Source organism: Microbulbifer sp. MCCC 1A16149, assembly GCF_050368945.1.
In the GTDB taxonomy this organism is placed as follows: Bacteria; Pseudomonadota; Gammaproteobacteria; order Pseudomonadales; family Cellvibrionaceae; genus Microbulbifer.
In genome coordinates this window covers 977000-991203 of sequence record NZ_CP185959.1, presented here as the reverse complement: position 1 = coordinate 991203, position 14204 = coordinate 977000, and the positions used below count along the sequence as shown (strand labels likewise).

Below are 14204 nucleotides of genomic sequence, written 5' to 3'. Positions count from 1 at the left end.
GCCACCAGGCGTACATTATTCGTACAAATGGTACCTGGCGCGGCCTATTATCTGTCCGCGCATTATAAGTGTTTGGCCGATTATTTAAACCGGTCAGGCAGGTTTGCAAGACAGCCGCGCCTTCATCAGCCCCGCCCTACGGGCCAGCTCCTGCAGACAAGCCCGACGCCCCCCAGAGCCACAGCGGCAAACAGGGCCACGGCACGAGGCGATTCCAGTACCAGCAGGGTGAGCGCGGATACAGCGATCCACAGCATAGGGATCAATACCGCGCACCAGAGTGCGGGGCCTCGCAATACGATCAGGGCAATCCCGAGGGTAAACAGAGCCGTCGGGTCCGGATGCAGCCCAAAGAACTCGGCCTGCTGCCAGCCTACCCCGGAAGCAGACGTCGCGAGAGGCATACCGATGAGTGCAATCAGCATGAGGAGCATGCCGATCAAAAAGGAAGGTGTGGGATGTGGCCGCGCTCGCTCGCAACCGATCCCGCACCCCGCAATGCCAGCCAGCAGTGCCCCCTGCAACAGCCAGGCCCAACAGAGGTAATCCCCCGCCCAGTTGAGGGTGACGTAGCGCTGGGCAAAAAAGGCCACGGCGACAAACACCCAGGGGGGCACAAGCAGCAACAGGGCTAAACGGGCGCGCCCGCGGATCGCCACTGCGAGTGCAAGAGCGCCCAGTGCCAGGGTAGCCCACCGCAATGGCCAGAAGTCCTCGCCCATTCTGGCAAGCAGGCGAAAGTACACCTCGGCACTGAAGGGAATAAAATCCTGCAGCTGATAACTGGCCCAGTCACCCATCTTGTTTTTTCAGCCAGTTTTCGCTGGCAGCTCTTCGCTGATAAAGAGTTTCACCGTTCATTTTCATTGCGCGTTATTCACAGGGATTCAATAAAGCGGACCATGCGCTGCCGCGCGGCGGCATCGGGCAGAGGGCCTTTGCCGGCGCGCATATTCTCATTCATGTGCGGTACCCGGGACGTGGCGGGAATGGCGCAGTTGATCGCCGGGTGACTGACGATAAACTTCAGCAGGAACTCCGCCCAGGTACTGCAGGCGAACTCCTGCTGCGCCCATTCCGGTACCGCGTCCCTGCGCTTCAAGCCCTTGATCAGGCTGCCGCCGTCATAGGGCCGGTTGGCAATCACCGCAATACCTTTTTCCCGTGCTAGCGGCAACAACCGCCGCTCCGCTTCGCGATGGGTGATGTTGTAGGTGAGCTGGCAGAAATCTATATCTTCGCTAGCCAGTATCTGTTCGAACTCGGGGTGGCGCCTGCCGTGAGAGGTAGTGATCCCCACATAGCGAAGGTCACCGGCAGCCTTCATATCCCGCAGTACCGCCAGATGTTCGCGCCAGTTGTCGAGGTTGTGCACCTGCACCAGGTCGAACTTATCCACACCCCAGCGCCGCGCGAGGCTCGCAATCTGTTCTCGGGTGGTACCACCAGCAGGGCTCCAGACTTTTTCCGCGGAAAACAGGGATTCCGGTTTGCCCAATTGCTTCAGGGCATGGCCGATGGTATCCGCGGCGGAACCGTACATGGGGGAGGAATCAATCAGGCCACCGCCGTGGGCAAAGAACGCCTCGAGCACTTGTGTACGCGCGGCGAGCAACTGCGGGTCGTCGCCCACATTAAAGGTACGCCAGGTGCCCATTCCGATGACCGGCAGCGCTTCTCCACTGCTCGGGATGGCCTTTGTGACCACCGTCGCTGCGGCCATTGCCTCCTGTGCATGAACACGGCCAGGCAGGCCCCACACACCGGCGAGGCCCGCGGAGAGCATTTTGAGAAATTGTCTGCGCAGGTACTGACCTTCCATGGTTTTCTCCCTCTCATTGGGTTTCGGGAAACAGGCTATCGGCGTGAGCGAAAAGCTTCCGGTCGCGTCATTGCAGTGGCGAACACCAGGATAAAACAGCCCAGCACAAACACTTTGTTGACGAACCAGTTGCTGCGCCAGATGGTCCACTCGGGATCCGACAGAAACAGCGCGAATTTGCTGACGATGATGACAACCTCGATCACCGACATGGCGATGGCCAACGGCCGGGCATAAGACGCCTGTGTCACCAGCGCCCAGCCCAGCCACAGGTGGGCCAGGGGCCACAGATCCCAGTAGACGTGGCTGTTCCACGGCTCGCCACTGCCAAGGGCAAAGGCAATGGGAAACAGGTATTTGATAAATACCGTCCACGCCGCCAGCACAAACAGGAAATGCGCCAGGAACAGGAGCCAGCGGCTCTGCGACGCCATACCCTCGTCAGGCATTCACACGTTCCCGCAACACTTCAGCCGCCAGCTCAAACGAGCGCAGCCGCGCGCGATGATCGTAGATGGCGCCGGTAACAATCAGCTCATCCACCCGGGTGCGCTCGAGAAAGCGATCGATCCAGGGCGCGATGGTTTCACCCGTGCCCACGGCGCTTTCCGCCAGTGCCTGCGCCACCTGTGCGCGCTCACTGGGCGCGGCGATGGTGGCCGGGTCCGCTACCGGCGGCTTCAGCGGGCCCGGTGTTCCCCGGCGCAGGGCGACGAATTGCTGCTCGATGGATGTCATCAGCCGACGCGCTTCGTCATCACTGTCCGCGGCAAACACATTGATCGCAGCGGCCACATAGGGCGCCTCAAGAAATTCGGAAGGCTGGAACTGCTCGCGGTACAGATGCAGCGCCTGATCCAGCATGGCCGGAGCGAAGTGCGAGGCGAAGGCAAACGGCAGTCCCATGGCCGCCGCCAGCTGGGCGCTGTACAGGCTGGAGCCCAGCAGCCAGACCGGCACCTGCAGCCCTACTCCGGGCACCGCACGCACCCGCTGCCCGGGCTTTTCCGGGGCAAAGTAGTGCAGCAGCTCGCGCACATCCTGCGGAAACTGGTCCGCCGCATGCAGGGGATCCCGCCGCAGCGCCGTCATGGTCGCGCCATCGGTGCCCGGCGCACGTCCCAGCCCAAGATCCACACGATCGGGATAGAGCGCGGCCAGGGTGCCGAACTGCTCGGCAATCACCAGCGGTGCGTGATTGGGCAACATCACCCCACCGGCGGCCACGCGGATTTTTTCCGTACCCGCGGCAATATACCCCAGCGCCACCGCGGTAGCGGCACTGGCGACTCCGGCCATATTGTGGTGTTCCGCCATCCAGAAACGCCGGTATCCCTGGGCCTCTGCATGCTGTGCCAGGTCGAGGGAGTTCTGCAGCGCCTGGCGGGCACTGCCGGTATCGGTGATGGGAGAAAGGTCCAGTAATGAGTAAGCGCGCACATCAGCTCCTTTTTGGACAAAAATTGGACGGTGACCGGAATGCGGGTTTGGTCAACCAATGAATAGTAGCGATCTCGCGGCAACAACTGAATGCTGAGCACATTTTGACCACGCCCGCCATTTGCCAGAATATTTCGACAAGGTTCAGGTCTGGCGGCGTTTGCATTAACATCGCCCGGTCACAACGGGCGTATTCAATGGTCATCACGTTTCAACCTATCAGCCTGCTTATTTTTGCCAGCATCTGTATCTGCTTGCCGCTGATTCTGTTGCTGTGGATGGTTCCGTGGGGCAACCGCCGGGCCAATCACTGCCTGGCACAACTGCTGGTGGTCAGCTGCACCATCGCCGCGGCGCAGCTGCCGATGATGGAACAGCCAACTCAGCCCGCGTCCTACTACTACATATTCTCGCTGCAGTTATTACCCGGCCCCCTGCTCTACTTTTTTACCCAGCTGCTGGCCCAACCGGATTTCACCTGGCGGCGACAACACCTGTTGCACCTGCTGCCCGCACCACTGATGGCGCTGACCTGGTGGCTGCAGCAACCACTGTCGGACAACGGGCTACTCTCTTTCCCCTGCCTGCGCACGTCCGCATGCGATGTGGTGTATCAGGCGCGCTTTATGCACCGCGCGTTCACCTACCTGTCGCTGATTGGCTACTGCGGCGCCGCGTTGTGGGTATTGCGCCCGCACCTGAGGCGCATCAAGGCGCAGTATTCGGAGATTGATCACGTGCATCTGCGCTGGCTGAAGGTGCTGCTGTGTTGTTACGTCGCGGCAGCCCTGCTGGCCGTCGGTATCGAGATCCACAGTTTTACCCATCAGTTTACCCGCGAGCGATTCCAGCTCACCACCGGCATTTTGCAGAGCCTCTCCCCGTTGGTGCTGAGTCTGATGCTGGGTTACTTCGGCCTTCAACAGCGGTACATCCAGCTGGAAGCAGGCACGCTCCGGGTACGCCGCGAGCCAAGGCCGCCTGCCGCGCAGGCATCGCACGCAGAGCGTGAAGACCTGAAATCGGCATCCGAAAACGCTGAGAAATACCAGACCAGCAGCCTGACGGAATCCGCAGCCGCCGCCATCTGGCAACAGCTGCAACAGCTGATGCAGAAGGACAGGCCCTACCTTAAGCCGGGACTCAAGATCGCTGAGCTGGCCCGAACCCTGGACATACCGGTGCACCACCTTTCGGAAAGCATCAATGGCTTCGCCGGGCAATCCTTCTACGACTTCATCAATCAGCGTCGGGTAGAGGAAGCAGCACGTCTGTTGAGCGATCCGCAGTATGCCCATCTGTCGGTGACCGACATCGGCCTGCAGGCGGGCTTCAATTCAAACTCCACCTTCTTCGCGCACTTTAAAAAGCGCCTGCAGGCTACGCCAAAACAGTTTCGCCAGCGGCGGGAACACACCGACACAACTGTCGACACCACCTCCTGAGACGCCTCCAGAAACTACACAACCCCTTGTTTTTAAACACTTTTTAATTCCGGATTTGCAAATTAGCACTGCGAACCCGGATTTCTTTGTGCGGTTTTCCAAACCCGGAAGCAATCCCGCTCTCCCCCGGCTATAACGCAATGGCTGAAAATTTCGGCACCACCAAAGCGCGCCGCCAGCCGCTGTATACCAATAAAAATTCAAGCCAGGAGAGACTATGACAGCCCCCCGATTTTTACCCCACGCATTGGCCGCGGCAGTGACCGCCGCAATCGCCCCCTGGGCCATGGCTGCAGAATTGGAGGAGGTGACGGTCACCGCCCAGAAGCGGACCGAACGCCTTACAGAAGTACCGATTGCCATTACCAACTTCAGCGCCGAGAGCATTGAGGAGACCGGTGTACGCCAGCTGCGAGAAGTCGCCGAGTTCGTGCCCAACCTGTCCATCAGCTCCGGCAAAGACTTCGACTCGACCGTCAGTATCCGCGGGGTCGGCGCCAACAGCCGCAACATTGGTTTTGATACCCGGGTCGGGGTCTATCTCGACGGCGTTTACCTGGGGCAATCGCCCGCGCTGAACCAGGAACTGCTGGACCTCGAGCGCATCGAGGTACTGCGCGGCCCCCAGGGCACACTGTTCGGCAAAAATACCGTGGCGGGGGCGATCAACCTGGTTTCCCGCCAGCCCGGGGACACGCTGGAGGGCAGCCTCAATGTGGAATACGGCAACTTCAACGCACGCCAGATATCCGCTTCAGTAAGCGCCCCCCTGTCCGACGCCTTGTTCGGCAAAATCTCTGTGAGCAGCCAACAAAGCGATGGCACCCAGACCAACACCGTTACCGGCAACAAGCTCAATGAACAGGACGGTGACGCCTATCGCGCACAGCTGGTCTACGATGCCGGCGGCAGCTTCACCGCCAACCTGGCAATCGATGGCACCGAGGGCGAACGCCTGACTTATGTCGGCGAGCCGGTCACCGACACCTTTGGCATGACCCCGGATACCGTGGCGCCGGAGGACGATACCGTGGCCATGAACCACGACCCGCTGGAGTCCCGGGAAATCCGCGGCAGCGCGCTGACCATGAACTGGGATCTGTCCTCCGGGTTTGCGATCAAGTCCATCTCCGCAGTGCGGGATACGGAAATTTTCTACCGCAACGATGTGGACTACTCAGCGCTGGATCTCGCCGAGCTGCGCTATGCGGACAGCTACAAACAGGTTACCCAGGAGTTCCAGCTGATCTCGCCGGAAACCGAAGACCTGCAATATGTAGCCGGCCTGTACCTGTACCAGCAGGAGGGCGACAGCCTGCGTCAGATTGTCAGCTCACCAACCGCCGCCATGTTGTTCGGCACCAATCCGGAGGTACCGGTTACCACCGATGGCACCGTCGACACCAACAGCTTTGCTGTCTTCATGAACGGTAGCTACCAGCTCAGCAGCCAGTGGAAGCTGGGCTTCGGCTTCCGCTACTCGGAAGAAGAAAAAGAGGTGGACTGGAGCATCGACGGTTCCGGCTCCGGCGCCTTCGCCATGGGCACCGGCAGTGTGAACGACAGCCGCACAGACAGTCATTTTTCACCTAATGTGGTGCTGAACTACGCGTTCACCCCCGATGTTCACGGCTACGCCAAGTACGCCGGTGGTTTTAAAAGCGGTGGTTTCAACCTCGACTTTATCGGCCAGAGCGACCTGGAAGCGGGTATCGACTTCGACAAGGAAACCGTCGACAGCTATGAGATTGGCCTGAAGGGCACCGCGCTGGATCGCAGCCTGAGTTTCAACCTGGCGGCCTTCCAGTCCAATTTCACCGACTACCAGGTGAACCAGTTCATAGATCTCGGCGAAGGGCGCACTTCCATTTCCATCCGCAATGCGGCGGAAGTGGAGACCCGTGGCCTCGAAGCAGAATTCACCTATAGAGCCAGCGATTACCTGCAGTTGAACGCGGCCCTGGGCCTGCTGGATGCGAAGTTTGCAGATTACCCCGGCGGCGGAGCCGGCGGTGCCGATGTCTCCGGTAACAAACTGCCGGGAGCATCCGATTACTCCATCAACCTGGGTGCCCAGTACCGCTACCCGATCATGTCCATGGGCGTAGAAGTCATGGCGCGGATCGACTACTCGTTCCGCGACGACTACTACAACACCGCGGACAACGAGCAGTACCGGACCTTGCTGACCGGTGACGTGGTCCAGTATGGCTGGGTCGACGATATTGAACTGGTGAATGCACGTATCGGCGTGATCAGCGACAGCGAGAACTGGAGTGCTTCCCTGTGGGCGCGCAACCTGCTGGACGAAGCGTACCTGACAAGCACTACCCGCGATTTCTTCGGTACCCTGGCGCACTTCGAGGGCATGCCCCGCACCTACGGGCTCGAAGTCGGCTACCGTTTCTGATCGCACCTCTGTCCCGACCCCGTCGGGACACGGGTCTGCTGCAGGCACTGCCTGCGGCAGACCGATAAAAATACGAAGAACCAACCTGAGATGTTCCCATGAAGAAACTTCTGATGGGGCTCGGCGCCAGCCTCCTCGCAATCGTGGCCGTTGTACTGGTACGCACCGCGCTCTACAGCGCCGAACCAATTTCCCACACTCCCGCCAGTGAGTCGCAATCGCCTCGCGCTTTCAATCCGCAGTTCGACGCGCAGCAGATTGCCGGCAACCTGTCGCGGGCGATTCAGTTCCAGACCATTTCCTCCGAGCTGCACAACGCCGCAACCCGGGCACAGTTTGAGCAGTTTCTCGACTGGCTCGCGGCCACTTACCCACAGGTACACGCGCAACTCGACGTACAGCCACTGGGGATAAATCCGGAACAACCCTACACACTGCTATTTACATGGCGCGGCAGCGAACCCGCCCTGCAGCCAGTCATGTTTTCCGCCCACTACGATGTGGTCCCGGTGATCCCCGGCACCGAAGACGAATGGCAACAGCCGCCCTACAGCGGCGCTATCGACGATACACATATCTGGGGTCGGGGAGCACTGGACGACAAGAGCGCCGCCATCGCCCTGATGGAGGCCGCTACGCAAATGCTGGCCGAGGGCTTCCAGCCGCGCCGCACGCTGTATATCGCCATCACCAGCGATGAAGAAATCGGCGGTTCCAGCGGCACTGCCGCAGTGGTAGAAACCCTGAAAAATGACGGCGTGCAACTGGCCTGGACCCTGGACGAGGGCTCCTTCGTGCTGCGTGGGTTCGTGCCTGGGGTCGAGCAGGATGTGGCCAGTATCAATGTGGCGGAAAAGGGTTACCTCACCCTGGACCTGGTCGCCAGGGGCGACGGCGGGCACTCCTCCATGCCGCCGCGGGAAACCGCGGTAGACACCCTGGCTGGCGCCCTGATGAAATTGCAGGCCGCGCCCATTGCGGGCGGTCTGGAAGGGCTGAGTGCAGAAATGTTCGATGCCATTGCCCCGCATATGTCATTCGAAAAGCGCATGCTGTTTGCCAACCGCTGGCTCTTCGGTGGCCTGATCGAACGCGCTCTCAGTTCAAATCCCAGCACCGCGGCCATGCTGCACACCACCGTAGCGCCCACCATGCTGCGCGCCAGCGTAAAAGACAACGTGTTACCCATCGAAGCGGTCGCCACGATCAACTTCCGCCTGCATCCGCGGGATAGCGAGCAGACAGTCGTGGAATACCTGAACACCACCATCGATGATCCCCGGGTCACCGTGCAGGTACGCAATAGCAACAGCCCCTCGCGGGTATCCAGTACCGAGAATGCGGGTTATCACAGGGTCCAACATGCCACCCACAGCACTTATGACCACGTCATTACGGCCCCTGGCCTGACCGTGGGCGGAACCGACAGCAGTCGCTATGAGGCGGTGGCGGAAGACAACTACCGCTTCAATCCCATGGTCGTGACCCGCGACGACGTCAAAGGCTTTCACGGCACCAACGAGCGCATCAGTGTCGATAACATGCTCAAGGCAGCAGAGTTTTACAGCCACCTGATGGAGAGCGCCGGCAATCCCTGAGGAACCAACAGGCACCTGCCCCTATCCGGGAACCGGCAGCAGCGCTGCCGGTTCCCGTTTCCCTCCCTATTTATCCGCGCCTACCGATACCAATCCTCCCGCTTTCTGTTAACATCGCGCCCGCAAAACCTAAGGGGTGGCAAGCGCCTGAGATGCCGCCGGATCAGACCGATCCGGCCCGCAAACCCTTGAACCTGATCCGGCTAATACCGGCGTAGGAATAGGTCCCCGGTGCGGTATCCCGCACTCCCCTCTTTTCTCGTCGAACTCCGGGTCTCTCACCGATTCGAACGAGAGAGCCATGAATTCCAACAGCTACTTTACCCCGCGTACCAAGCCCCTCGCCCAGGCTGTCGGCCTTGCCGCCGCACTTGCCAGCGTTGCCGCATCGGCAGAACCTGCCATCGAGGAGGTGGTCGTCACCAGCCAGCTGCGCGAGGCCAGCCAACTCGACACCCCCACCAGTGTGAGTGTTCTGGGGGCCGCCGCCATCGAAACCCACGGCGCCACCAACCTTGAGCAGCTGCTGAACCTGGCACCCAACGTGAACTTCTCCAGTGGCGCGTCTCGCGGACGTTTCGTACAGATCCGCGGAATCGGCGAACGCAGCCAGTTTATTGACCCGGTGAACCCCTCCGTGGGCCTGATCGTCGACGGTATCGACTTCACCGGCCTGGGCCTCGCCGCCAGCACCCTGGATATGCAACAGGTAGAAATCCTGCGCGGCCCGCAGGGAACGGTATACGGCGCCAACGCGCTGGCGGGCCTGGTCAACATGACCAGCAATGCACCCAGCGCAACCCCGTTTGCCAAAGTGTCTGCAGAGGCCGCCCAGTATGGCGCCCACACACTGTCCGCGGTAATCAGTGGCCCGCTGTCCGAGCAGCTAAGCTACCGCTTTGCCGTGCAGAATCAGCAGTCCGACGGCTATGTGCACAACCGTTATCTGGGCCGCAAGGACACCAACAATATCGATGAGACCGTGGGCCGCGGCAAACTGCGCTATCAGGCCAGCGATGACCTGCAGCTGGACTTCACCGTTTTCTATCTGGATGCGGATAACGGTTACGACGCTTTCACCCTGGATAACTCCCGCAATACCCTGTCCGACCAGCCCGGCTGGGACCGCCAGGAAACGCTCGCGGGCGCGATCAGCAGCCAGTGGAGCGGCAGTAATCTGTTCACTCTGAAATCTGTACTGAGCGCCGCCCGCTCCGACACCGAATACGGCTACGACGAGGACTGGACCCACGTCGGCTTCCACCCCTGGGAATACAGCTCCACAGATAACTACCTGCGCGACCGCGACAACCTGAGCGCGGACGTGCGCCTGGTTTCCACCGATGAGAGCCTGCTGTTTGGCGGCAGTACCGGCTGGGTGGCCGGGGTTTACCTGCGTAGCGAAGAAGAAGCCCTGGAGCGCAATGCCAGCTTCGCCAGCCAGTTCGACACCGACAACGCGGCGATTTACGGACAGCTGAATAGCGCAATTGGCGCACGCTTTGAACTGATTACCGGCCTGCGTCTGGAACAGCGCAGTGCGGATTACGCGGACTCCCTCGCGGTCACCAGTGACACCCGCGAAGACCTGTGGGGAGGCAATATCACCCTGCGCTTCAGCGCCAGCGACACCACCATGGTCTACGGCACCCTCTCCCGCGGATACAAGGCGGGTGGCGTTAACGGACGCATCATCTCCGCCTCTGCCGGCAATCCGGATATCGGCAGCGATACTTTCCTGTTCGATACCGAAAGCATGCTGAACTACGAGCTGGGGATAAAAGGCGACTGGCTGGAAAACCGCCTGCAGGCCCAGGTCGCCGCCTTCTATCAGGACCGCAGCGATGTCCAGGCCAAGCAGTCGATCTTTAATCCGGAGGATTTTTCCTTCGACGATTACCTGGCAAACGCAGCCGGAGGCCACAGTACCGGTATCGAGGCTGAAGTCACCTTTCAGGCAAGCGAAGCCCTGCAACTGTTCGCCACTTTCGGCTGGCTGAATGCGGAATTCGAGGACTTTATCAGCAGCACCCACGTGGATGCCCGCGATGACAACACCGGTGAAACCTCACTGGTCAGCCTCGACGGCCGCGATCTGGCCCACGCCCCCAACTATCAGTTCTTCACTGGCGCCGAATATGCACTGACAGCGAACCTGATGTTCCGCGTGGAAGTGGAAGGCAAGGACGACTTCTATTTCTCCAACAGCCACAACGAAAAATCCACCGTCTATGAACTGGTCAACGCGCGCCTGACCTACCGCGGTGATGACTGGGATATTTCCCTGTGGGGACGCAATCTCACCGATGAGACGATCTACACCCGCGGCTTTTATTTCAGTAACCAGTTCGGTAACAACCCGGCCAATGGCTACGCGCCGGAAGCCTACTACCAGCTGGGAGAGCCACGTGTAGCCGGTGTGTCCGCGAGCTATACTTTCTGATTTCCCGAAAAGAACCGGAGCCGAACACCATGGAATCTCCTGCTGAACCGTCCTTGAAACTGTCTGTGGAAATCAGCATGTACCCGCTGCAAGACGAGTACCTGCCCGCGATCAAGGATTTTATCGAACGCCTGCACAACCACCCGGAACTACAGGTGATCAGCAACACCATGAGCACCCAGGTGTTCGGTGACTACGATCCGCTGATGGATATGCTGAAAACGGAAATCCGCACCTCCTACGAGCAGTTTGGGCGTGCGATTTTCGTGTGCAAATTTATCGACGGCGACCTGAATCCCAATCTCGGCGTGTAAACGGAAACCGCGATCATGTTCAGCCCGGAAGTGCGCGACGCCATCACCAGTTCCCTTGCCGCCATGTCCCTGTGGGAGCTGGCGGCGGTGATACTCGCGCTCGCCTATCTGCTACTGGCGATGCGGGAAAATATCCTGTGCTGGTACGCGGCTTTCGCCAGCACGGCGATTTACCTGTTCCTGTTCTGGGACGTCAGCCTGCTGATGGAGTCCGCACTGCAGGTCTTCTACCTGCTGATTGCGATATATGGCTGGTGGCAGTGGCGACATCGCAACGATGCCAGCAAGGAACGCCATATCCACCGCTGGCGGGCCCGCACCCACCTGCTCGCCTTCAGTTTTATCGGACTGTTGACCCTGTTGTTTGGCTATGTGCTGGACAACTACACCAGCGCCGCCCTGCCCTATCTGGATTCCTTCACCACCTGGGGCGCCGTAGTAACTACCTACATGGTCACGCGCAAGGTCATCGAGAACTGGCTCTACTGGATTGTGATCGACGGTGCTGCCATTTACCTGTACATCGACCGCGAGCTGTATCTTACCGCGGTGTTGTTTGCACTCTATGTGATCCTGGTAGTGATTGGATTCTTCCAGTGGCTTTCTCTCTACCGCAAACAGCAGGGCATGCTGCACGCGGGCTCTCCCATCAACCGCGTGACACCTGCCACCGAGTCCCACCGTGACGCTCCCACCGGCTGATTTCCTGCCTGCCGACTGGCCTCTGTGGAGCACTAGCCAACCGACGCTGCTCAAGCCCCTCACCCAGGGACTGACCAATCGCAGCTTCCTGCTGGCAGCGGGCGAGGACAGGTTAGTACTGCGGCTCAATTCCCCTATCAGTAATGCTTTGGACCTGAACCGCCCCGCGGAAGCGGAGGCACTACATCTGGCGGACACGGCAGGGCTCTGCGCGCCACTGGTGTACTGCGACCCCGAATACCGCTACCTGGTTACCCGCTATATTTCCGGCACGCCGCTGAAGCTGGCGGGAAACACCGGAATTGGGCAGATTGCGCAGCTGTTGCGAGACATTCACCGGCTGCCGCCCATTGCCGCGCAGCTGGATATTGAGCAGAAAATTGGTAGCTACTGGACATCGATCAACACAGACGACGTTTTTTTCGAATCCTTGCGCACTCTGCAGCGCAGGGTGCAGTCCAGTATTGTTGCGACACGAAATTGTGCCTCCTCGCCAGCCCTGTGCCACAACGACCTGCTGGCCGACAATCTGCTGATTAGTGAGAGCGGGCGCCTGTACGCGATCGACTGGGAATATGCCGCGAGCGGTGATCCTTTTTACGATCTCGCGGTGATTGCCGAGGGTTACGACCTGGATTCCGCGCAGCAGTCGCAACTGCTGCAGCAGTATCTGGCACAACCGGTGAATAATGAGGAAATGGCCCGACTAGATAATTGGCGAGTGATATACCGCTACCTGTCGATACTCTGGTACGCGGTTCAGGCTTCCAATACCGACGTCGACGCGGAGAAGCAGAAGTTTACAGCCGTGCTGCGCCGTGAAATCGAAGCGATCAGGAAGGCGCTGTCCCGGTCAGGGCATTGAGAAAAATATCCCGGTAATCTGCGGCATCGAACGCAACCGGGTTACTGGCAGCCGCCGCATCCGCAACCGCCATGCGTCCGATCCGCTCCGCCTGCTCCCCATCGATACCAATCTCCTGCAGTGTGTTTGGAATCCCCAGGTCCAAGCGCAACTGATAGACCCACTCCAGCACACCGCCAAATCCCGGGTTGGGCAGATCCAGATGGCGCGCCAGCCGCTCCATGGGCTCGCCGATGGCGCTTTCATTGGCACGCAGAACATAGGGCATCAAGATCGCATTGAGCAGGCCGTGATGCGCGTCAAACAGCGCCCCCAGTGGATGCGCCAGTGCGTGCATCGCGCCCAGCCCGCGCTGGAATGCGGTAGCCCCCATACTGGAAGCCACCAGCATCTGCATGCGTGCGTCCAGATCGTTGCCATCGGCCACCACGCGGGGCAAATACACACTGATCAGGCGCATTGCTTCCAGTGCGATCCCCTCCGCCATGGGATGAAAACTCGGTGCACAGAAAGCTTCCAGATTGTGGGACAAGGCATCCATTCCCGTGGCCGCGGTAATATTGGTGGGCAGGCCGCAGGTGAGCTCCGGATCCAGAATCACCTGCGCGGGCAACATTCTGGGGTGAAAAATAATCCGTTTGATCTCGGCTTCCTCATCGGTGATGACCGACGAGCGCCCCACTTCGGAACCAGTGCCCGCGGTGGTAGGCACCGCGATCACCGGCGCCATGGCATCTTCATTCACGCGCAGATAGTTGTCTTCCAGATCTTCAAAATCCCACAGCGGGCGGCTCTGCCCCGCCATCAGCGCAATCGCTTTTGCCGCGTCCAGTGCGGAGCCACCGCCTACTGCGAGGATCCCATCGTGCTCACCGGTGCGGAATACCGTCAGGCCTTCAATCACATTCTGGCCGGTGGGGTTGCCCTTGATGTTGGCGAACATGTCGACGCGCAACCCGTTTTCTTCGCACAGGTTGAGGATGTTATTGATAAACGGCAGCGACGCCAGTCCCGGATCTGTCACCAGCAGCGGAGCGCGCATGCCGAACTCGAAACACAGGGACGGCAGCTCCCGCACACGCCCGGCACCAGCGCGAATGGCCGTGGGATAATTCCAGTTAGCGGAGAGATGTGGAACACGAACGTCAGTCATTGCAGAATCCAC

At 59.9% G+C, this 14204-nt stretch carries 12 protein-coding genes and 1 riboswitch; of the genes, 7 read left to right on the top strand and 5 right to left on the bottom strand.

Translation table 11 applies throughout. From position 1 onward, the window contains the following. Positions 1–125: 125 nt before the first annotated feature. The 4 genes from ACONT6_RS04010 to ACONT6_RS03995 form a co-directional block, all read right to left on the bottom strand. Positions 126–800 carry a DUF6064 family protein gene (locus ACONT6_RS04010; protein WP_428820526.1) on the bottom strand — a complete coding sequence of 225 codons (675 nt, stop codon included), beginning with the start codon at positions 798–800 and terminating at the stop codon, positions 126–128. Between the two features lie 77 nt (positions 801–877). Then, positions 878–1822 (bottom strand): aldo/keto reductase, encoded by a 945-nt coding sequence (locus ACONT6_RS04005; RefSeq protein WP_428820525.1) that lies wholly within the window; start codon positions 1820–1822, stop codon positions 878–880. A gap of 35 nt (positions 1823–1857) precedes the next feature. Then, positions 1858–2271, bottom strand: a complete 414-nt coding sequence (locus ACONT6_RS04000) for a hypothetical protein (protein WP_428820524.1) — start codon at positions 2269–2271, stop codon at positions 1858–1860. Continuing rightward, on the bottom strand, positions 2264–3262 hold the full coding sequence (locus ACONT6_RS03995; RefSeq protein WP_428820523.1) for an LLM class flavin-dependent oxidoreductase: 999 nt from the start codon (positions 3260–3262) through the stop codon (positions 2264–2266). Before ACONT6_RS03995 ends, ACONT6_RS04000 begins: the two co-directional genes overlap by 8 nt. A 197-nt stretch (positions 3263–3459) precedes the next feature. Between ACONT6_RS03995 and ACONT6_RS03990 the strand changes: the two genes are divergently transcribed. The 7 genes from ACONT6_RS03990 to ACONT6_RS03960 all read left to right on the top strand — a co-directional run bounded on the left by ACONT6_RS03990 (position 3460) and on the right by ACONT6_RS03960 (position 13039). Further along, positions 3460–4707, top strand: a complete 1248-nt coding sequence (locus tag ACONT6_RS03990; protein WP_428820522.1) for a helix-turn-helix domain-containing protein — start codon at positions 3460–3462, stop codon at positions 4705–4707. A gap of 217 nt (positions 4708–4924) precedes the next feature. Next, positions 4925–7117, top strand: coding sequence for a TonB-dependent receptor (locus ACONT6_RS03985; RefSeq protein ID WP_428820521.1), 2193 nt, complete (start codon positions 4925–4927; stop codon positions 7115–7117). Between the two features lie 98 nt (positions 7118–7215). Beyond that, a complete protein-coding gene (locus ACONT6_RS03980; protein WP_428820520.1) occupies positions 7216–8715 on the top strand; it encodes a M20 family peptidase in 1500 nt (499 codons plus the stop codon). Positions 8716–8837: 122 nt separating this feature from the next. Beyond that, a riboswitch (TPP riboswitch) is annotated at positions 8838–8953 on the top strand. A 63-nt stretch (positions 8954–9016) separates the two neighbouring features. Then, a complete protein-coding gene (locus tag ACONT6_RS03975; RefSeq protein WP_428820519.1) occupies positions 9017–11158 on the top strand; it encodes a TonB-dependent receptor in 2142 nt (713 codons plus the stop codon). 29 nt (positions 11159–11187) lie between these two features. After that, on the top strand, positions 11188–11472 hold the full coding sequence (locus ACONT6_RS03970) for a hypothetical protein (RefSeq protein ID WP_428820518.1): 285 nt from the start codon (positions 11188–11190) through the stop codon (positions 11470–11472). A gap of 15 nt (positions 11473–11487) precedes the next feature. Further along, positions 11488–12174, top strand: coding sequence for a nicotinamide riboside transporter PnuC (pnuC, locus tag ACONT6_RS03965; RefSeq protein ID WP_428820517.1), 687 nt, complete (start codon positions 11488–11490; stop codon positions 12172–12174). Further along, positions 12155–13039, top strand: coding sequence for a choline/ethanolamine kinase family protein (locus ACONT6_RS03960; protein ID WP_428820516.1), 885 nt, complete (start codon positions 12155–12157; stop codon positions 13037–13039). The genes pnuC and ACONT6_RS03960 overlap by 20 nt, the downstream gene beginning before the upstream one ends. On the opposite strand, the gene ACONT6_RS03955 is transcribed toward ACONT6_RS03960, so the two are convergent. Beyond that, on the bottom strand, positions 13008–14192 hold the full coding sequence (locus ACONT6_RS03955) for an iron-containing alcohol dehydrogenase (RefSeq protein WP_428820515.1): 1185 nt from the start codon (positions 14190–14192) through the stop codon (positions 13008–13010). The genes ACONT6_RS03960 and ACONT6_RS03955 overlap by 32 nt on opposite strands. Positions 14193–14204: the final 12 nt, after the last annotated feature.

Excerpts from the sequence above, each read along its gene's own strand:
- ACONT6_RS03955 (WP_428820515.1), bottom strand. The coding sequence starts at position 14,192 with ATGACTGACGTTCGTGTTCCACATCTCTCCGCTAACTGGAATTATCCC.
- ACONT6_RS03990 (WP_428820522.1), top strand. The coding sequence starts at position 3,460 with ATGGTCATCACGTTTCAACCTATCAGCCTGCTTATTTTTGCCAGCATC.
- ACONT6_RS04010 (WP_428820526.1), bottom strand. The coding sequence starts at position 800 with ATGGGTGACTGGGCCAGTTATCAGCTGCAGGATTTTATTCCCTTCAGT.
- pnuC (WP_428820517.1), top strand. The coding sequence starts at position 11,488 with ATGTTCAGCCCGGAAGTGCGCGACGCCATCACCAGTTCCCTTGCCGCC.
- ACONT6_RS04005 (WP_428820525.1), bottom strand. The coding sequence starts at position 1,822 with ATGGAAGGTCAGTACCTGCGCAGACAATTTCTCAAAATGCTCTCCGCG.
- ACONT6_RS03970 (WP_428820518.1), top strand. The coding sequence starts at position 11,188 with ATGGAATCTCCTGCTGAACCGTCCTTGAAACTGTCTGTGGAAATCAGC.
- ACONT6_RS03985 (WP_428820521.1), top strand. The coding sequence starts at position 4,925 with ATGACAGCCCCCCGATTTTTACCCCACGCATTGGCCGCGGCAGTGACC.
- ACONT6_RS04000 (WP_428820524.1), bottom strand. The coding sequence starts at position 2,271 with ATGCCTGACGAGGGTATGGCGTCGCAGAGCCGCTGGCTCCTGTTCCTG.
- ACONT6_RS03980 (WP_428820520.1), top strand. The coding sequence starts at position 7,216 with ATGAAGAAACTTCTGATGGGGCTCGGCGCCAGCCTCCTCGCAATCGTG.
- ACONT6_RS03975 (WP_428820519.1), top strand. The coding sequence starts at position 9,017 with ATGAATTCCAACAGCTACTTTACCCCGCGTACCAAGCCCCTCGCCCAG.